At 53.5% G+C, this 19,620-nt stretch carries 17 protein-coding genes; 4 read left to right on the forward strand and 13 right to left on the reverse strand.

The genetic code is table 11. The features are described 5' to 3' along the window. Positions 1-46 precede the first annotated feature (46 nt). The 3 genes from GOM71_RS09185 (at position 47) to GOM71_RS09195 (ending at position 5,893) form a co-directional block, all read left to right on the forward strand. Positions 47-1,654 carry a sensor domain-containing diguanylate cyclase gene (locus tag GOM71_RS09185; protein ID WP_156280136.1) on the forward strand — a complete coding sequence of 536 codons (1,608 nt, stop codon included), beginning with the start codon at positions 47-49 and terminating at the stop codon, positions 1,652-1,654. Between the two features lie 484 nt (positions 1,655-2,138). Further along, entirely contained in the window at positions 2,139-4,292 is a 2,154-nt protein-coding gene (locus GOM71_RS09190) for a YhgE/Pip domain-containing protein (RefSeq protein ID WP_156280138.1), read from the forward strand. Between the two features lie 401 nt (positions 4,293-4,693). Next, positions 4,694-5,893 (forward strand): MFS transporter, encoded by a 1,200-nt coding sequence (locus tag GOM71_RS09195; RefSeq protein ID WP_156280140.1) that lies wholly within the window; start codon positions 4,694-4,696, stop codon positions 5,891-5,893. Between the two features lie 64 nt (positions 5,894-5,957). On the opposite strand, the gene GOM71_RS09200 is transcribed toward GOM71_RS09195, so the two are convergent. The 5 genes from GOM71_RS09200 to GOM71_RS09220 form a co-directional block, all read right to left on the reverse strand. Further along, complete coding sequence (locus GOM71_RS09200) at positions 5,958-6,698, reverse strand: ABC transporter permease (RefSeq protein ID WP_156280142.1); 741 nt, start codon at positions 6,696-6,698, stop codon at positions 5,958-5,960. A gap of 1 nt (position 6,699) precedes the next feature. Further along, positions 6,700-7,410, reverse strand: a complete 711-nt coding sequence (locus GOM71_RS09205) for an ABC transporter permease (RefSeq protein WP_156280144.1) — start codon at positions 7,408-7,410, stop codon at positions 6,700-6,702. Beyond that, the gene (locus GOM71_RS09210; protein ID WP_156280148.1) at positions 7,407-8,336 is read right to left on the reverse strand and encodes an ATP-binding cassette domain-containing protein; all 930 of its coding nucleotides are present in this window, start codon (positions 8,334-8,336) and stop codon (positions 7,407-7,409) included. Before GOM71_RS09210 ends, GOM71_RS09205 begins: the two co-directional genes overlap by 4 nt. A gap of 104 nt (positions 8,337-8,440) precedes the next feature. Beyond that, positions 8,441-9,883 (reverse strand): HAMP domain-containing sensor histidine kinase, encoded by a 1,443-nt coding sequence (locus GOM71_RS09215; protein ID WP_156280151.1) that lies wholly within the window; start codon positions 9,881-9,883, stop codon positions 8,441-8,443. Next, positions 9,880-10,548 carry a response regulator transcription factor gene (locus tag GOM71_RS09220; protein WP_156280153.1) on the reverse strand — a complete coding sequence of 223 codons (669 nt, stop codon included), beginning with the start codon at positions 10,546-10,548 and terminating at the stop codon, positions 9,880-9,882. The genes GOM71_RS09215 and GOM71_RS09220 overlap by 4 nt, the downstream gene beginning before the upstream one ends. A 131-nt stretch (positions 10,549-10,679) precedes the next feature. Here GOM71_RS09220 and GOM71_RS09225 point away from each other — a divergent pair, with 131 nt between their 5' ends. Then, the gene (locus tag GOM71_RS09225; RefSeq protein ID WP_156280155.1) at positions 10,680-11,294 is read left to right on the forward strand and encodes a PH domain-containing protein; all 615 of its coding nucleotides are present in this window, start codon (positions 10,680-10,682) and stop codon (positions 11,292-11,294) included. A gap of 490 nt (positions 11,295-11,784) precedes the next feature. On the opposite strand, the gene GOM71_RS09230 is transcribed toward GOM71_RS09225, so the two are convergent. The 8 genes from GOM71_RS09230 to GOM71_RS09265 form a co-directional block, all read right to left on the reverse strand. Further along, positions 11,785-12,654 carry a cation diffusion facilitator family transporter gene (locus tag GOM71_RS09230; RefSeq protein ID WP_483311032.1) on the reverse strand — a complete coding sequence of 290 codons (870 nt, stop codon included), beginning with the start codon at positions 12,652-12,654 and terminating at the stop codon, positions 11,785-11,787. Positions 12,655-13,028: 374 nt separating this feature from the next. Next, entirely contained in the window at positions 13,029-13,163 is a 135-nt protein-coding gene (locus GOM71_RS09235) for a DUF4023 domain-containing protein (RefSeq protein WP_156280159.1), read from the reverse strand. A gap of 533 nt (positions 13,164-13,696) precedes the next feature. Beyond that, entirely contained in the window at positions 13,697-15,079 is a 1,383-nt protein-coding gene (locus GOM71_RS09240) for an LLM class flavin-dependent oxidoreductase (protein ID WP_156280164.1), read from the reverse strand. Between the two features lie 26 nt (positions 15,080-15,105). Further along, on the reverse strand, positions 15,106-15,924 hold the full coding sequence (locus GOM71_RS09245; RefSeq protein ID WP_156280166.1) for an ABC transporter permease: 819 nt from the start codon (positions 15,922-15,924) through the stop codon (positions 15,106-15,108). Continuing rightward, positions 15,921-16,805, reverse strand: coding sequence for an ABC transporter permease (locus GOM71_RS09250; protein WP_156280168.1), 885 nt, complete (start codon positions 16,803-16,805; stop codon positions 15,921-15,923). The genes GOM71_RS09245 and GOM71_RS09250 overlap by 4 nt, the downstream gene beginning before the upstream one ends. Positions 16,806-16,866: 61 nt before the next feature. Next, the gene (locus GOM71_RS09255; protein WP_156280170.1) at positions 16,867-17,880 is read right to left on the reverse strand and encodes an aliphatic sulfonate ABC transporter substrate-binding protein; all 1,014 of its coding nucleotides are present in this window, start codon (positions 17,878-17,880) and stop codon (positions 16,867-16,869) included. 29 nt (positions 17,881-17,909) lie between these two features. Next, on the reverse strand, positions 17,910-18,686 hold the full coding sequence (locus GOM71_RS09260) for an ABC transporter ATP-binding protein (RefSeq protein WP_156280176.1): 777 nt from the start codon (positions 18,684-18,686) through the stop codon (positions 17,910-17,912). 210 nt (positions 18,687-18,896) lie between these two features. Beyond that, positions 18,897-19,514 carry a TetR/AcrR family transcriptional regulator gene (locus GOM71_RS09265; RefSeq protein ID WP_367649525.1) on the reverse strand — a complete coding sequence of 206 codons (618 nt, stop codon included), beginning with the start codon at positions 19,512-19,514 and terminating at the stop codon, positions 18,897-18,899. Positions 19,515-19,620 lie beyond the last annotated feature (106 nt).

The following is a 19,620-nucleotide window of genomic DNA, read 5'->3' on the forward strand; positions in this document are numbered from 1 at the left end:
AAACTATGTGAAAAATCGACTTATTCCATTCGCATAGGAGCTTTCAATGCCTTCGATCATTCAACCGCGAAAAGGCTTTAAACTGTCTACCATTATCTCTTTCGTCGTTATTATGTCCGTCGTCGTCGCTATTGTGATCAGTACGAGGGTCGGCTATCATGCCGAGAAAACATCGCTTTACCATAATACGCTCGAGCTGAATCGAATTTCGGCCGTCAATCTTAGCAATACAGCGCAATCGCTCGTTATAACGATGAAAAAAAGCTTGGAAGTAACCGCTGATTATTTCTCGGATGTTCCGTTATCCGATGAAACCGTGCTGGACCAGCTGGACTTTTTTATGGGCACCAGCCCTTATTTCAATTCTCTTTCCATCGTGGATGACGGAGGCGTCATCGTATCGACCTCGCCCAATAATCTCGGACTCATTGGCACAAAGCTGACCTCCGATGCGGCGCAAAATGCGCTGGAGCGGAAGGAGCCTATCATCTCGGAGCCGTTTCAAGCGGTTACGAAGCGAGTGATCATTCTCGTCAGCCATCCGATCTTCGATTCGAAGGGCAATTATAAAGGCTTCGTCGGCGGCTCGGTTTATTTGCAGCAGCCTAATATTTTCCAGAATATTCTCGGCGATCAGGCGGCGAATCCAAGCGGGTCCTATTACTATGTCGTAGATTCGTCCGGCAAGCTTATTTTCCATCCGAACAAGGAGCGGATTTCCGAGTCTGTCAGTCATAACCCGATCGTCCAGAAGCTGATGGAAGGGAAAGCCGGCGAACAGAAGCTAAACAATTCAGAGGGCGTCACCTTCCTTGCCGGCTACGCTCCTGTACCGGAGGTCGGCTGGGGAATCGTATCGCAAACGCCCGAGGCTTATGTCGCATCGACTGCGCGAAATGTCATAAAGCAAATGCTCATTTTGACAACGCCTTTCTTGCTTCTGCTGCTGGCTGGCTCGCTTTGGCTGTCGCGCAAGCTGGCCGAGCCTCTAAACCGGCTCGCCAACTATGCGTCGCGCCTCTCACGCGGCGATGATGCGCTGACTACGCTTCCGACGGTCGTCTTCTGGAATTACGAGGCGAATCAGCTCAACAATACCGTTACACTCGCCTTCCTGAAACTAAGGCAAAAAACAGCCGAGCTGTCGGAGGAGGCGCAAACCGATCCGCTGACCGGCCTGTTAAACCGAAGGACGCTGGATGACATAACATCGCTGTGGCATAAGCAGGGCTTGCCATTCGCTGTCATCATGCTTGATTTGGACCATTTCAAAGCAGTAAACGACGAATTCGGCCATCAAACGGGCGACGAAGTGTTAAAGACGCTTGCCGGCATATTGAAAGCCGAGCAGCGCGAGCTCGATTATTGCTTCCGCTACGGCGGAGAGGAATTTACGATGCTTCTGCCGAACACTTCGGAGCAGCAAGCACTGGAGCTGGCGGAGCGCATTCGCGTTCGGACCGCCAACACCAAGATGCCGATCGGCCGCAGCATAACGCTCTCGCTTGGCATTGCCGTATCGCCGGTCGACGCCAAACAACCGGAACAATTGTTCAAGCTCGCGGATCAAGCGCTCTATCTGGCCAAGCATGAGGGGCGCAACCGCGCCGTCAGCAGCAGCCGCTTCAGAGAGGCCGCCTCTGCGAAGGAATAGCGGAATAGCAACGCTGCGTGACAGCGTCTTTTCCGGGGGAATAACGCTATGTGGCAGCGCTATTTCCCCGTTTGTGCGTCTACGCAATCAAATAACGCTGCGTGACAGCGTTATATTTCGCAAATCGACGCTTTCTCGGCTTTTCCGGGGGAATAACGCTGTGTGGCAGCGCTATTTCCCCGTCTGTGCGTCTACGCGATCAAATAACGCTGCGTGACAGCGTTATATTTCGCAAATCGACGCTTTCTCGGCTTTTCCGGGGGAATAACGCTGTGTGGCAGCGCTATTTCCCCGTCTGTGCGTCTATGCAATCAAATAACGCTGCGTGACAGCGTTATATTTCGCAAATCGACGCTTTCTCGGCTTTTCCGGGGGAATAACGCTGTGCGGCAGCGTTATCTCCCGTCGTGACTTATCGGACAGACCTTTCTTTTATTTTGGTGATATTTGGGAATACTAGCCAAAAAAACTGGAGGTCGCCGCTTTGATTTTCCGCATATATGCTCGCGACATCGCTGGCATTGCCCGCAACTGGGCGCTACTCGTTACCATTCTCGGGCTTATCGCCCTCCCGTCGCTGTACGCTTGGTTCAATATCAAATCTTCCTGGGATCCGTACGGCAATACTAGCGGGCTCGCCGTCGCAGTCGCCAATAACGACAACGGCGCATCCATTCACGGCAATCCGCTCCGCGCGGGCGATGAAATTATCGAATCGCTGAAATCAAACCGCAAAATCGGCTGGCGTTTCGTAGACGAAGACCAAGCGTTAGAGGGCGTCAAGCACGGCGATTATTACGCGAGCATCGTCATACCGGCGGACTTCTCTACGAAAATCGCCACCGTGTTGAACGATAATCCAGAGCAAGCGAAGATCCTTTATACCGTTAATGAAAAAATTAACGCCGTTTCTCCGAAAATCGCCGCTTCCGGCGCGAATGCCATCGTCGAGCAAATTCGCAGCACATTTGTGAAAACGGCTAACGGCGTCATTTTCAGCCTGTTAAATGAAGTTGGTTTGGAGCTTGAGAAGGAGAAGCCAACGATTGAAAATTCGCGGGATATCGTCTTCAAGCTGGAAGAGCTGTTCCCGGAAATCAAGAGCGCGGTATCTGCCGCATCGGCAGATGCCGCTAAAGCGGAGGCGATTGCAGGCCGCGCGCAGAACGCTTTGCCGGATGCCGCCAAGCTCGTCGCCGACGGCAGGCAGCTGGCCGCAAAGCTTACGCCGCTGCTCGCGGACAGCGCCGATGCGGTCGAGCAAACCGCTCCAGCGCTGAAGCAGGATTTGCAGCTGCTCGCCGGAGCTGCCGATGCTGCGGCCGAGCTGGCCGCCAGCCTTCGCAACGGCGCGGCAACAGCCGATACGGAGTCGGCCATTGCCGCACTAGAGCGGATGGACGGCAAGCTCGGCATTGCCGCCCGCGTGGCGGGAAGCTCGGCCGACTTGTTCGGCAGGCTCGCGGATATGACCGGCGGCAGCAGGCTCGCCGACGCGGATGCCAAGCTGCGGCAGGCGGAGAGCAGCTTTACGCGCTCAAGCGAAGCCGCTAATCAGCTTGCCGCTGCCGCCCGGCGCGGCGAAGAACCGGCTGCCGCGCTGCTGGACAAGCTAGCTGATGGCGCGGCGCAAGCCTCGTCGGTGGTGAACAGCCTGTTGGACCGTTATGACAGCGACATTGTGCCGGGCATCCGGGAAGGGATGGACAAAGCGCTGACCGCCGCCAAAAAAGCCAATGAGGCGCTTAAGCAAACGGCCGCGGATATGCCGGATATCGAGAAGCTTCTGCAGGATGCAAGCAAAGGGCTGACCTTCGGCAAAGCTGCGCTCGCCGAGATCGAAAAGCGGCTGCCAAACGCCGAGCAGAAAATTAAACGTTTAGCCGAGCGTATTCGCCAGATGGAACAAGAAGGCAGCTTGGATGAGCTGATCAGCCTGCTGCAAAACAATGCCCAGCGGGAAAGTGCCTTTTTCGCAGAGCCTGTCGTCCTGCAAGAGTATCGGTTGTATCCGATTCCGAATTACGGCTCGGCCATGTCGCCTTTCTTTTCCACGCTGTCGATTTGGGTAGGCGCGCTGCTGCTCGTCTCGCTTCTGTCCGTCGATCCGCATCCCGGAGAAGGGGAAGCATTAAAAAGCTATCAAAGCTATTTCGGCCGCTATCTCACGTTTCTTACGCTGTCGCTGCTGCAAACCTTGCTGATCACAACCGGCGATATTTGGATTTTGCATACGCATGTCGTCGATAAGGGGGCGTTTCTCTTGTTCGGACTACTGCTTAGCGCCTTATTTATGCTGATCGTTTATACGCTCGTCTCGGTGTTCGGCAACGTCGGCAAAGCGCTGTCCATCGTCCTGCTGGTGCTGCAGCTCGCCGGCTCCGGCGGAACGTTCCCGATTCAGGTGACGCTGCCCTTTTTTCAAGCGATCCACCCTTATTTGCCGTTTACGTATGCGATCAGCATGATGCGCGAGGCGGTCGGCGGCATTTTGTGGGATATTGTCCGGCAGGATATGATTTCGCTCGCAATATTCGCCGCCGTTACTCTCCTGATCGGCATCGCGCTAAAGAAAACGATCAATCGCGCCTCCTCCGGCTTCGTACGAAAAGCAAAGGAAAGCGATTTGTTTCACTAGCTTCGCTTCCTCCAGACCGAGCAACTTTTGTTCTGTTGGATAGGCGAACTCGGCTGGCGCAAGGGGCGGGCATTCATGCGGGTGGTTCGGTGAATTTAGCCGGGTTGAGCATTTAGGCGGATAACGTACCTGCTACCCAATATAACGAATGGAATTTCGCTATTTAACCGCACAATCGACACTTTACTGACAAGAACGAAGCTGACTTCGCTACTCGGGAACTCCGGTTCGTTATTAGCGAAGTTGGCTTCGTTCTTCTGCGAGCATCATCACATTTCGAATAATATAACGAAAATTGATTCGTTATTTTGCGAATCTGCTTCGCTCTTCGCCCCCCTTTCGATTGCCGCCCAATAGGTATACAATGGAAGAACAACTCAGTCGTCCGGGAAGTGACTACGATGCAATTTTCATGGAAACGCAATCTGATCGTGCTGTGGGTCGGCGTCTTTTTTTGCAGCACCGCCTATTCGATCTCGATCCCTTTTATTCCATTGTTTCTTAATAATGAGCTTGGCGTTGACAACCATCTGGAGGCCTGGTCGGGCATCGCCTTTGGCATTACGTTTCTCGCCAGCGCCCTGATTGCGCCTTACTGGGGCTCGCTCGCCGACAAATACGGCCGCAAGCCGATGCTCATCCGTTCGGGCTTCAGCCTCGCCGCGCTCTATTTTATTACGTATTTCATTCACGATCCGTATTTGTTTTTGCTGCTTCGCATCTTTCAAGGCTTGCTAGCAGGCTATGTGCCGGCGGCAATCGCGATGGTCGCAACGAATACGCCGGAAGATAAAACCGGCTATGCGCTTGGCATTATGGCGACCTCCGGGGCCACCGGGGGCATCGTCGGGCCGCTCGTCGGCGGCATCATCAGCCATATGATCGGCAACCGGGAGTCGTTTATTTTTTCCGGCTTTGTCGTGCTTGTAGCCGCCCTCATCGCGACGTTCTTCGCGCATGAGAAGACGTTCAACCGTTCCGCCCATCGCTCCTCCGTCAAAGAGGATTTGAAGCATGCGCTGGAGAACCGCACCTTTATGTCGCTGCTCGTTATGGCGGGACTCGCGACGTTCTCCGTCATGATTCTGGAGCCTTTGCTGACCGTTTATGTTCTCCAGCTTGGCGCTGACAAGAATGACGCTTCCCTGCAATCGGGCATCGTATTTTCCGCCGTCGGCATCGCGACGCTGATCGCCGCCCCGCAATGGGGCAAAATCGGCTCGCGCATCGGCTTCTCGAAGGTGCTCTTCATCGGCCTGCTTGGCGGCGGCATCGGCAACTGCCTGCAGTTTTTCGTCGGCCATTTCATTGAATTCGGCGCGCTTCGCTTTTTGTACGGCTTGTTCTTCGCCGGCGTCTATCCGTCCGTTAACGCGATGATCGTCAAAGTGACGGAATCAAGCTTTCGCGGGCGCGCCTTTAGCTTGAACCAGTCGGCTACCCAGTTCGCTACGATGCTGGGACCGGTCATCGGCGGCGTGCTCGGCGGCGTTATCCCGATTCGCTGGGTGTTCGTCATCAATGGCGTCATGCTCTTTACTGCAGCCATTCTGCTGCGCAGACAGCATATGGAAGACAGGCTCCATGCCCCTGAAGGTTGACGCCATTAACGCCGTTAACTCCGTTAATCATTAGCCTCATTGAGGATTCTCTTCCTCATTGAGGCTATATTTCTTTTCTGCGGAAATAGATCAGACCGCCCAGCAAAAATACGGCAAAGCTGCCCCCTACCGTTAACAGCAGCGTCGAGAACGGCACGGTAAAGCTGCCGAAATCCATCGTCCCGTTTGAGAGCATAAGCAGCATCGGCTGCGCCCAAGGATAGAACGGGCCATACTTTGCCGAGTTGACGATCAAAATATTCGGCAGCGTCAGCATCACATTAACGGCGAGCGGCGCAGCAAAGCTGCTCCACATCGTCGATGCCCATAACTGCAGAGCAGCCAGCGGAAAACAAGCGACCCAGCCGCTCAGCGCGCTCGATAAAATAAGCCCCCACGGCAATCCGCCAGGGATGCCTTGGTATTGAAAGGCGACAACCGCCGCTCCCGCAAACAGCAGCTGCGAGCCAAGAAGCAGCAATGCAACGACCGTCAGCTTGGCGAGGTACAATGACGTCCGCGATACCGGCAGCGAGAGCAGCTGCTTCCATCCGCCTCCCGCATGCTCATAGCGGCACACGAAAGCGGACAAGATGCCCGTTATGATCGGCATGAGCAGCATCGCGTGAAGCGAAGCCATCGAGGAAAGCAGCACTCTCCCCTGTTCCTCCAGCGGTACTTCCTCCAAGTTCGTAAATAGGCCGATCAACAGCGAAAGCAGCGGACTGATCAGCACAATGAGCCAGATCGGCGACTTCGCCAGCTTTAAACGCTCCGAAGCTGCCGCATTCCAGAAACCGCCCATGTTACGCCACATCCTTTCGCTGAAAATGAACAAGCCCAGCCATCAAAATAAGGAAGCCAAGACCGGCTCCGGCCGAAATGAACCATTCGCGATGCGGACCGGTGTAGCCAAGCATCGGCCAGCTGATCGGCACCCACTCCACAATTGGAAAGATGGAAAATATCGCGAGCACAACGCCAAGCGTTATCGGCAGCGCTTGGTTTTTCATCGTGACGCAAAGCCATAGCATGAGCGCGAGAACCGGCATCGACGCGATGAGCGGGAAAAAGCTCAGCCGCAGCAGCTCGCCGTAAGGCAGCTCCGCCATATCGAAGCGCAGCGCTGCGCCAAGCGCGGCGGTCGTGACCGCCAGCAGCGCGCCCGATATCAGCAGCAGCATCGCACATAGCGTAAATTTGGAGGCAAATACCGCTGTGCGCGATACCGGCAGCGAGAGAAGCTGCTTCCACGAGCCGGTCGCGTGCTCGATATTCGCAAGCAGCGAGCTTAACAGTGTGATGCCAAGGTAAGCGGAGATAGGCACAAACAGCGCAATATTTTCAAGCAGGCCGCCCCATAGGTCGTCAGCATACATATCCATCATATAGTCATAGCGCATGCCGTAATTCAGCGCCTGCAAGGCGGCAATGCCGAGCGGCGCGATAAACGCGAGCAGCCACAAGCCTTTTCGCCGTATTTTGAGCAAATCCGAAGACAGCACTTTCGCAATCAAAGCGATCGCTCCCCCTCTCCGATAATTTGGAGGAACAGCTCTTCAAGCGATTTGCGCTTCTCTTCAACGCGATAGACGCTATGTCCCAGCTCCACAAGATGGCGCACAATGCGGCTGACGGTGTCGTCATCGGACAGCTGCTCCAGCAAAATCGTCGTATCCGCCGTACTGATCGCCGAACGATTCACTCCGAGTTCGATTAATGAAGCGGCTGCCGGTCCCGGGTCGGAAACGCGCAATGCGATTCCGTTGCCGGCCTGCTTCCGCAAGCTTTCGATCGTATCCTGAAACACCAGCTCGCCTTGGCGGATAATACCGACGGTTCCGGCCGTCTGCTCCATCTCGCTCAGCAAATGGCTGGAAATGAGTACGGTAATGCCATGCGTTTTCGGCATGCTTTTAATCAGCTCACGAATTTCCAAAATGCCCGCAGGGTCCAAACCGTTCGTCGGCTCATCCAGAATAAGCAGCTCCGGGTTGCCGAGCAGCGCGCTTGCGATGCCGAGACGCTGCTTCATTCCAAGCGAATAGCCTTTAACCGAACGGCGCGCTGCCTCCGTCAGGCCGACGATTTCCAGCACTTGATCGATTCTCGATTTCGGCACGCCGATGATGCGGCGGATCGCCTCCAAGTTGTCAATGGCAGTCAAATGTCCGTAATTGGACGGATATTCGACCAGCGAACCGACCTTGCGCAAAATCGCGAGCCGCTCTTTATGAAGCGGCTTGCCGAATAGATGGACGGAACCTGCCGATGGTTTAATCAGTCCGAGCAGCATGCGGATCGTCGTCGTTTTGCCCGCTCCGTTCGGCCCCAGGAAGCCGTAAATATCGCCTTTTGCAATTTTCAAATTCAAATCCGAGACGACGCGGCGTCCTTTATACGTTTTCGTAAGACCCCTCGTCTCAATCATCCATTCGTTCATCACGATCACCTCGTAAACAAGGTTAACGGACGAAGGTTAAAAACGGGCTCCCCCCAAGTTTAAATTTGGTTTAAAAATTGTAACGTTCCGCTGCCTTCTTGGTTCTAATTACTGTACCTCCCGTTATCTCCTTGGTTTAAAAAAATACGCGTTCCGTTGCCGTCCTTACCCGCTTCGGCGTGCCAGCCCAGCCCCATCTCGGCAGCCAAATGGTCGACGATGGCAAGGCCGATGCCTGCCCCCTTCAGCTCGGAAGGCGATTCGATGCCCGGTCCGCGGTCTTCTATGACAAGCGACATACTGCCATTGTACAGCTCCGCAAACAGCCCGATATACCGCCCTTCCGCAGCGTGGCGGACGACATTCTGAAAAAGATTGTCCAGCAAACGGCGGAAGCCTGCCTTGTCTACATTCCAGACAAGCGACTGCTCCGGCAAGCTGATGTCCGCTTCAATCCCTTCCTTCTCCCAAACGGGGTACCAAGCCGCCGCGCTCTCCCTTACGAGTCGGATAACGTCATGCGGCGCTAGTGTCAACGGATATCGTCCGCTCGCCATCAGCGTGTAGGCAAGCAAGTTGTCGATCAATTGGCCGAGACCTTCGATCTTCCCTTCCATTAAACGGATCGAAGCTTGACCTGCAGCGCTTAACTCCTCCTTGCGCAGCATATACAGATGGCTGTTCACAACGGTCAGCGGCGTACGAAGATCATGCGAAAGATTGGAGATGAGCCGCTTGCGCAAATCCTCCTCTTCCCGCTCCCTCCGCTGGCTGTCTTCCAGCTGTGTGATCATGCGATTGAACGCCAATTCCAGCTGCCCGATTTCATCCGGCTTTGTTACTTTCACAGGGGCTGGAATGCTGCGCCCGGTTTGCGCCTCGCTGTCGCCAACTGACATCGCCGTCTCAAGCCGAAGCAGCCGCCGGCGCAGCCGAATGAAGAACAGCAGCGAAAACAGCAGCAACGCGAAAAACATAATGCTGACAATCCCTATAAACAGCGGCGCCGCGCTCAACGCCTCCCGCGTATGCAGCAGCTCCCTGGGCAGCTGAATGACCATGAAGGCCGGTCCGCTGTTGTCCTTCCCGATAAAAGCGACAACGGTAAACGGGTCGCCGTTGGAATTGTTTTTCATGAAGCGGATAGACTCCGCAGGACTCCACTGATCCGGCAATTGCTGTCCGCCAGGAAGCTGTAGCCTTGATCGGCCGTCCGCATCGACCCAGAAGAGCGAAGCTTCAACGTACTTTCGCTTCAGCTCCTGCAGCCTTTTCTCGACGGCCGCTTCTCCTTGCCCGGAGCTTGCATCCAGCTTAGACGCTTCATTATGCCAGTTCCACTCGATTTCCGAGGCTCTCCCGTATTTCGGCTGCTCGGGCGTGCCGCGCACGGCATAATCCGCTACGATATACGCGACGCTTAACAGCGGAAATAAAATAGGCACAAACAGAAACGCCGCAATAATGAGCAGCAAGTAACGCGACATAAGCGAGGAACGGAATTTAACCGCCCCTCCTTTTCTTTTTTTCGCCCAGCGCCCAATCATGCTTTTACCCGGTAGCCGATGCCCCGCACCGTCTCGATCACTTCAGGCGCAGCCGGATCGCGCTCCAGCTTTTCGCGCAAATAGCGGATATGTACCATCAATGTTTTATCCCCTTCGAGATAGGGCTCCTTCCAGACCGCTTCATAGATTTGTTCTTTCGTTAATATCTGTCCCTGATGGCGCAGCAAATAACCGAAAATTTGAAACTGCTTGCCGGTCAGCGTAATTTCGTCTCCCGTTTCGCTGTTTACGATCCGATTCTCGTTCTCGTACACGAGCAAGTGCTTCACCGCTAGCGGCTCGGCCGCTTTCACGGCGAACCGGCGAAGCAGCACCTCGATTCGGGCAGCGAGCTCGTCGGGATGAAACGGCTTCGTCAAATAATCATCGGCGAACTGCAGTCCAAGCAGCTTATCGTCGATTGACGTCCGTGCCGACAGCATGAGGATCGGCGTTGAGGGAAACCTTTTTTTCAGCCGCTGCCCGACCGTAAACCCGTCCAGTCCCGGCAGCATCACGTCAAGGATGACGAGATCGCAGCGCTCCGCCTCCTCGGCAGCCTTTTCCCCGCTAGTCAGCCATACCACTTCATACCCCCGCTCCTGTAAATGACGGCATACGAGGCCGCCGATTTCTTGATCATCTTCAATATATAAAAGCCTCATCCCTAACTCCCTTTCCCCGCAGACAAGCTCGAATCATGAAACGATTTTGTTGATTATTATAGAATAATTCCCAGATATTCATATATAATGGAACTGCATTACAATCTTGTTCGATAGAGAGGAATGATCCCATGTTCGGTAAAGTAGCAGCCGACCTGCTCGGATTGAGCGACATCGGTACGGTTATCAGCCCTGCGAATTATGACAAAGTTGATTCTGACGACTATGTCATGCACGAGGACAACGAAAAAATTTACTTCCTGATTAAATCCAAATCGGATGAATATTGCTTCACGAACCAAGCGCTCATTCACCTAGACGGCACAAGCGCAATCAGCAAGAAAAGAACGTTGAGACGGTATGCGTACAGCACGCATCGCATCAGCAACGTGTCGCTCGAAACAGCCGGCACTGTCGATCTCGACGTCGAGATCAAATTCAATATCGGCGGAGCTGACCTCAGCATCGACATTAACAAGAAATTTTTGGAGCAAGTGAAGGATCTGTACAAAGCGCTAGTAAAAATTTCCGAAATTACTTATGACAATGATATCGCATTAAACTATGCGAGACAAAGCCTTGAGCTTGCTTCCTCCACCTTAAGCCATGCGCACAAAGGCGACTACGACGTGGCCGATACGTTCGACCGTCTGAACAAAACAGCGTTCAACTGGCTTGCGGATTCGCATAAGCAATACAAAGTTAAAGATTTTGGAGCTATTTTCGAGCGTTATATTAATTTATAAAATAGTGAAAAAGCCGCGGCAAGGGTTCGACCTTGCCGCGGCTTTTATTAATGAAAACTATTGCGGCCTTGCAGACTCGCATGCTGCCTCGTAACTCCCAATTACCACGCTTGTGAGGCCATTATTGGCCATTCACTCTCGTCCGCCGCATGCTGCGGTGCCTGTAAGGCCGACTTTTCAATTGCAGACTCGCATGCTGTGCCTCGTAACTCCCACTTTTAGCGCTTGTTAGTCCATTATCCATTATTGGCCTTTCTAAGGTACAAATGTACCTTAGACCACTTTTTCGCAGCCCTTCCCGCGCGCCTAATGTACTTTTATACCTTAAAGGCCTCGGCGGCGGAGGTGCGTCCTGTTTTCGGGCGAGGCTAAGGTACTTTTGTACATTAGACAGCTCTCCGGCATCTCCTTTTGCACCTGTAAGGTACATTTGTACTTTAGATCCATCTGCGGCGATCGTGATCGCTTAGTTATGTCGCATGCCGCTTGGTTATACTTTCAGCTCCATATGGCGGATAACCGGACTTTCGACTTGAATGGTGGAATGCTGAATGCCAAACTGCTCCTCGACGCGCCGAATGGCTGCTTGCAGCACAGACTGGCAGTTGACGCCGTCCGCAACAAGCAAATGGCAGCTTAACGAATCCATCCCGGACGTAATGGTCCAGATGTGCAAATCATGCACGTCGACTACGCCCTCGATGTCGCCCAGCGCCTCCTTTACCTCTTTATGGTTGACAGCGGCAGGCGTCCCTTCCATCAGCACATGCAGCGTATGCTTAATGACGCCCCATGCGCTCCGCAAAATGAGCAGCGCGACAACGACCGAAATGATCGGATCGGCGATATTCCAGCCGAACAGCAGCATCAGCAAGCCTGCAAGCACCGCGCCTACGGAGCCTAAAGCATCTCCCAGCACATGAAGATATGCGCTTCTAACATTCAAATTGTTATGCACGTCGCCTTTGCGCATAAGCGCCCACGCGCTCGCCAAATTGGCCAGCAACCCGACGGCAGCGATCAGCATCATCGAAAGGCTGGACACTGCAGGCGGTTCAAAAAATCTTCCGATAGCTTCATAAACGATAATACCGGCGATAATAAATAAAGTAATGCTGTTAAACAATGCGGCTAAAATTTCGAACCGGTAAAAACCGTATGTTTTGTTCGGAGACGCCGGGCGTGATGCGAACCATACCGCTACAAGGCTAAGCACCAGCGCGCTGACGTCGCTTAGCATATGGCCGGAATCGGAAAGCAGCGCCAAACTGTTCGTCGCAAGACCGCCGAAAAACTCCAAAAACATAATCCCGCCGGTAATCGAAAGCGCGATGATTAACCCGATTTTGTTGCCGTTCATATCATAATGATGGTGATGTCCGCCGGGCCCGTGACTATGCCCATGATGACCGTGTGAATGCGAATGCGAGTGTGTATGTCCCTCACTATGATCATGTCCGTGTTCGTGATGTTCATGATTATGATGATTGCAAGATTCTCCGTCTTTATGATGATGATCTGCCATTATGCATCCCTCCAGCAAAAGCATGATATATACTATTCAACATATGAGCAACTGTTCATATGTAAATAATGCCTCATATCTTTCTTCTTGTCAATCCACTCCATTACCCGATCATACATAACGGCTTCGTCTTCCTACAGGCGAGTCATATCGCATCGAAATAGAAGCCCGCCTGACAAGCTGAACCTCAGCTATCTGGCGGGCTATGGCTACGGATTATTTGTATGCTGCGTGTTGACAAGCTTTTCTGACGGCTTGCCTTTTCCGTAATGCTCCTTGTTTTTCTGCTGCTTCTGCTGTGTCTCATGCACTTTCGCAACGAAATCTTCGGTTGATTCCGACATGTACTCCCCTCCTTTTCCACTAGGTAGGTTTTCCGCTTGCCCCAAACTTATGCAATTAGCCTACCTATGTTAGAGGAGAGGGCTGGACAAACAACGTGGAACTGACAGTATGACAAAACAACAGATATGAAGAAAAAGTAACTCAAGCTGCTGTGCAAAATAGGTAAATTTACGTGGACGCACCAAAGTACACTTTGTTTAACGAATCGAATTCGCTAATTAACGAAGCTTTTTTCGTTCTTTTTCGCCTCAAAGGCTTCGTTGAAGAGAAAAGCGAAAATAGCTTCGCAATTTGCGAAGCTAACTTCCCGATTAGCGAAATTCAGTTCGTTGCAGGGTGGCGATCATTCAAAACTGACCGAAATAGCGAAATTTGGTTCGTAAAATAACGAATGTGCTTCGCTGGAGGCAAGAGCGTTGTAGCAAAAGCAGCCGGCTTCACCATACCGCAATTTGGGCGAATGATGCTGCGCGCGAGCTCTCCCCCATCATCCCAGGAGGACGGATAATGGGGGAGAGCCCTTTCTAGCCGTTTATTCGCCGGATGCAACCGGCGCTGCTGCCGTCTCGGCAGCCGCCCGCTCATGTCCGTCCTGGAAATGACGGACCCCTGGACGATCGAGGCCCAAATGCTCGCGAAGCGTGCTGCCGGTATATTCCGAGCGGAACAATCCGCACTGCTGCAAAATCGGCACGACATGGTCGACGAACTCGTCGAGGTCGCCCGGCAGCACCGGCGGCATAATGTTGAAGCCGTCGCAGCCGTACTCCTCGAACCATTGCTGCATAAAATCTGCCAGCTGCTCGTACGTGCCGACGAATTGCATATGGCCGCGAGCGCCAAGCAAGCGGCGGCCTAGCTCAAGAATCGACAGGCGGTCTTTGCGCGCCATGTCCATCACGAGCTGCACGCGGCTTTTCATGCCGTTGCTTGCTTCGACCGGATCCGGGATGTCCGGCAGCTGTCCGTCAACCGGATAGCCGGACAGATCGAAATTAAGCATCCCGGACAGCATGCCGACAACCATGCTCGCAGGAATCAGCTCCTGCAGCTCATTATACTTCCGCCGCGCTTCCTCTTCGGTCGCTCCGATAATCGGCGACAAGCCCGGCATAATTTTCATGCTGCCGGCTTCTCTGCCTTGCGCAGCCAGCTTGCTTTTCACGCTGGAATAGAATGCTTGGGCAGCGGCCAGCGACTGTTGTGCCGTGAAGATCACTTCGCCGAATGCTGCGGCGAACTCTTGCCCTGGACCCGAGGAACCGGCTTGAATAAGCACCGGATAGCCTTGCGGCGGACGCGGAACGTTGAGCGTGCCCTTCGTCGAATACCAGCGGCCCTTATACTCGGTTTCCGACACCTTCGAGCCATCGGCAAAAATGCCCGCCTCGCGGTCGACGACAAGCGCTCCGTCCTCCCATGTATCCCACAATCGGGTGACGACCTCGACGAATTCACGCGCCATCTCATATCGCAGCCCATGCTCGGGATGCTCTGCGCGGCCATAATTGTAAGCTTCAATATCCAGCTGCGACGTCACAATATTCCATCCTGCGCGACCTTCGCTAATATGATCGAGCGAAGCGAATTTCCGTGCCACATTGTACGGCTCATTGTAAGTCGTCGACACGGTTGCCGTCAGTCCAAGCATCTCCGTCGCCGTTGAAATGGCAGCCAGCAGCTGTACCGGCTCCAGCATCCCCGATGCTGCCTGCTCCACGCCGCGAACATACAGCAGGTCGGCAAGAAACATCATATCGAACTTGCCGCGCTCCGCCGTTTGCGCCAGCTTTTTATAAAACTTGAAATCAAACAGCCCTTCAGCCCCCGATTCCGGATGACGCCAGCCGTAATGATGATGACCGCTATAATAAATGAATGCTCCCAAATGAAGCTGCTCTGCTCTTTTGCTCATATTCGTACCCTCCGTTTCGGTGTTGGTCACCCTTTAAACGTATCGCGCCAGCGCAGCCAGCGGTTTTCCAGCAGCCGCACGCCGGAATCGGACAGTTTGCCGATCACAGCGAACAAAATAATGCCGACAAATACAATATCCGTACGCATATAAGCTCTTGCGTCTTGAATCATATAACCGATGCCCGCGCTCGTTCCCATCATTTCCGCGACGACGAGCACCAGCCAGGCAATGCCTAGCGAAAGCCTGACGCCGAGCAAAATGTTAGGCAGCGCCGACGGAATGATCAGCTTGGCCACAAGCTGCAGCCGCGAATATTGAAAAATGCGGGCAACTTCGAAGAGCTTGAGATCGACGTTCCGAATGCCGAGAAACGTGTTCACGTAGACCGGAAAGAACGCGCCGAGCGAAATCATTAATATTTTTGAAAACTCGCCGATGCCGAACCAAAGAATGAACAGCGGAATCAGCGACAGCAGCGGGATCGTCCGCAGCATTTGCAGCGATGGATCGAGCGTTTTTTCGGCAATTTTGCCAAGTCCGGTGAACAGCCCGAGCAGCAGCCCCGTTCCGGCTCCGAGCAGGAATCCGAGCAGCGCCCGATACACGCTAATATTGAAATGCTCGAAAAACACCCCGCTTGCGACCAAGTCGACGAATCGAATCGCAATGGCAAGCGGCGTCGGCAGCAATGACTCGGAGATAAGGCCCAACTGCCCTACCGCCTGCCATACAATCGCAATAGCTGCAGGCAGCAGCCAGCCGTGAAGCGGCTTCGGAATGGCGGCAAGCCAGCCGGCTTCGCGCGAACGCGCGCTTTTATCGTTCAACACCTGTTCGCTCATGACGCTCCATCTCCTTTATAGCTGTCCTGCCAGCGCAGCAATCTGCGCTCCAGCAGCTTGACGATCGAATCGCTAAACTTGCCGACGACGGCAAACACGATAATGCCGACAAATACGACAGAGGTAATCGAAAAAGACCTCGCGTCATTGATCAGAAAACCGACGCCGGAACTGGAGCCCATCATTTCCGCAACGACAAGGACAAGCCATGCCACGCCGACAGACAATCGGACGCCGAGCAAAATATTCGGCAGCGCAGCAGGCACGATCAGCTTCATAATCAATTGCCATTTGCTGAACTGCAGCACCCGGGCAACGTCAAACAGCTTGCCGTCAACGGACCGGATGCCAAGAAACGTGTTTACGTACAACGGGAAAAACGTCCCTTTGGCGATCAGCAATATTTTCGACGTTTCGCCAAAGCCAAACCAGAGAATGAACAACGGAGCGATGGCCAAATGCGGCAGCGTTCGCAGCATTTGCAGCGTCGGATCGAGCAGCCGTTCCGTCTTGTAGGAAAAGCCGACCCAGATGCCTGCGGCAAGCCCCAGCCCGCCGCCGAGTAGAAAGCCGAGCAGCGCCCGCCAAGCGGAAATGCCCAGATGGCTCGCCAGCTCGCCGGAAGCGGTCAAGCTGACGAATTCCTCCCAAATTTTGCTCGGCGTCGGCAGCAGAATCGGGTTCAGCCTGCCCATAGCTCCTGCGACTTCCCAGATGACTATGATCGCAACCGGCAGCAGAGCCGCCAGCAGCGCATTCGTAATTTGGATCGAAAGCTGTCCGCCGGATCGCCGCTGACGCTGACTTTGACGCTGCTGTCGCTGCTGTTGCCGCTGTCTCGGTGTTTGCTTCGCAAGCTGTGTGGCCGCCGCCTTCTCCATCGTTACCGCCTCATTTCGTTATCGTTTGATCACCGAGGCGGACAAGCTGTCCGCCGCTGCCTTATTTGCTTGATTTCAAAGCCTCTTCTACATATTGATTGTCAAACAGCTCGGTTACGTTAATTTGCTTGCGGATGTTTTTGATCGAGAACTGAAAGTCTGCCGTTTTTTGCAGCTCGGCGATAATTTCGTCGCTAACCGGAATATTGATAATTTTCGAACGTTCTTGCGTTCCTTTAATGACATCCACAGGCACTTTGCGCTCTTCCGCGTAACGGTTCAGCGCTTCATCCAGGTTTTGCTCCTCCCAAAGGCGGGCTTTCTCGAACACCTCGAGATAGAGCGTTACAAGCTCCGGGTATTTCTCGGCAAAGTCTTTGCGAACGATTTGGAAGGATGGGGACAATACGCCCAGCTGCTCGCCGTCCGCCAGCACTTTAGCTTTGCCGGTCAATGTATTCAGCGTGATGTACGGATCCCAAGTCGCCCAGGCGTCAACGCCGCCCGATTCGAACGCCGGCTGCGCTTCGTCAGGCTGCAGCTGGATAATTTCAACCTCGGAGTCTTTAATGCCGGCTTCTGCAAGACCGCGGTACAAGAAATTGTAGGCGTTGCTTCCTTTCGCAACCGCTACTTTTTTGCCTTTCAGATCGGCGATTGTTTTCACTTCGCTGTTGTTGGGCAAGATGATCGCAACGTTGTTTGTGCCTTGGATCAAATGAGAGATAACTTTGAACGGAATGTCCGCCGCTTGCGCAGCTACGACCGGCATGTTGCCGAGACCCGCAAAATCAAGGCGATTGGAAGCCATCGCTTCCGTCATTGGAGGCCCGCTTTGGAACTCCGCCCATTCAACGTTTACGCCCAATTCTCCGAACGCCTCTTCAAACCACTTCTCTTCGCGGGCTTTGCCGAACAGACCGCCGCTGCCTTGAACGCCCAGCTTAACCGTCAGCCCTTCATACTTGTTGCCGCCTTCGGCTCCTGCATTTTCCTTCTCCGCATTTGCGCAGCCTGCTGCCAGCACCGCCACGACCAGAATTAACGCCCATACTTTCAAAAGATTCCCCTTCATCTTTCATCTCTCCCCAATGTTTAATTTCGTTAAATGCCCGCCCCGTGATCGACCGCTGGCTCTTCTACTTTTTCGAACTCGCTTAGCACTTTCCGCCGAAGCTCTTGAAACGAAACGCTGGCTCTCTTGCGCGGAAATGGAAGGTCGACAGGCTGCACGCTCCGAATATGTCCCGGTCGGGGATTCATAATGACGACCCGTTCGCCGAGGAACACCGCTTCGTCCAGGTCATGCGTGACGAACAGCATCGTCGTCCGATTCGTCTGCCATATATCGAGCAGCACCTCCTGCAGATGAGCGCGAGTGAAAGCGTCCAGCGCTCCGAACGGTTCATCGAGCAGCAGCACGTCGGGATTGCGCAGCAGCGCTCTAGCGATCGACACCCGCTGGGCCATCCCCCCGGACAGCTGGCGCGGATACGATTTCTCGAATCCTTTCAGCCGGACGAGCTCGATCAGCTCATCTACTCTGGCGCGCACCTTCGGGTCCTTGAGCGACAGGTTGCCGGCGATGTTCTTCTCCACGGTCAGCCATGGGAATAGCCTCGGCTCTTGAAAAATAAACCCTTTCTCAATGCTGGGACCGTCAATTGGCTTGTCGTTCAGAAGAACCGAACCCGTATAATTCGTATCGAGGCCCGCTACGATTTTGAGCAGCGTGCTCTTGCCGCAGCCGCTTGGGCCGATCAATGTAATGAATTCGCCCTTCTTCACCTTCAATTCAATGTTGCTTAGCGCCACGACGTCGCCTTCCGGTGAAGAAAAGGTACGGTTGAGCTGTTCGATCACGAGTGTTTCCGCTGCCATCGCGATCCCTCCCTTAATTTTTATAAAACTTACCCGATTACTCGGAATTAACGTTTAAAAAAAAGAGACTTCACGGAAAATATCGCTTGTATGCCTACAAGTGAGCTGCCGTGTCCATCTCCAGTTGTCTGGTCGATTCGACGGTATTCAATTTTCCACTTACAAACTGAACGGTGGTTCGTTTTGTTATTTGCTATAATAGCAACAGCCTTATTGCGTTGTCAAACTATTTTTTTCCGCACAAAATAAACGCACGATGCTCTCCGCTTGAATTTCAACCGGAATCTCATAGCCAGGCGCAAGCTGCAGCGTCAAGCCTTGAATCAAGCTGACAAAATAAAAAGCAAGCTGCTGTGGATCGCCATCGATCAGGACGCCGGCCTGCTGTCCTTGCCTCATAATGTCGGCCATCGGCTGCAAATTGGCGGTAAATCGCCTCGTCGCGGCTTCTCGCAGATCTGGATTTGCCATTTCATTCGTTCGAATGCTTTGCAGCATAATCGTAAACGCCCAATTCTTTGGAGTTGCGATCCAGCCCGCACAAATGTCATAAAGCTTTTCCCGTGCATCCTTATCGATCGACGCCATTTCAGCGACCATTCTGCCGTATCCGACCTGGCCTCTCTCCAGCACCGCGCTAATAATATCGTCCTTTGCTTTAAAATAATTGTACATGTTGCCGACGCTGACTCCCGCTTCATTGGCAATATCCTTCATGCCTACGGAATCCAGTCCCCGCTTCGCAATCAATTGCAGGGAGCAATCGAGAATCTGCTCCCTCCGGACTTCCCTTAACTGCTGATCCTTTGCGACATTTCTCGGTGACACGATAGCCCTCCTTACGACTTCCCAAACTCATTTCTGCTTAATGCTAGCCATTATAACCGAATGCTGGCAAGAAGAGGAAGGCTTTCTCATAAATGTCGCAGCAATG

The organism is Paenibacillus sp. NEAU-GSW1 (assembly GCF_009737085.1).
Classification (GTDB): domain Bacteria; phylum Bacillota; class Bacilli; order Paenibacillales; family Paenibacillaceae; genus Pristimantibacillus.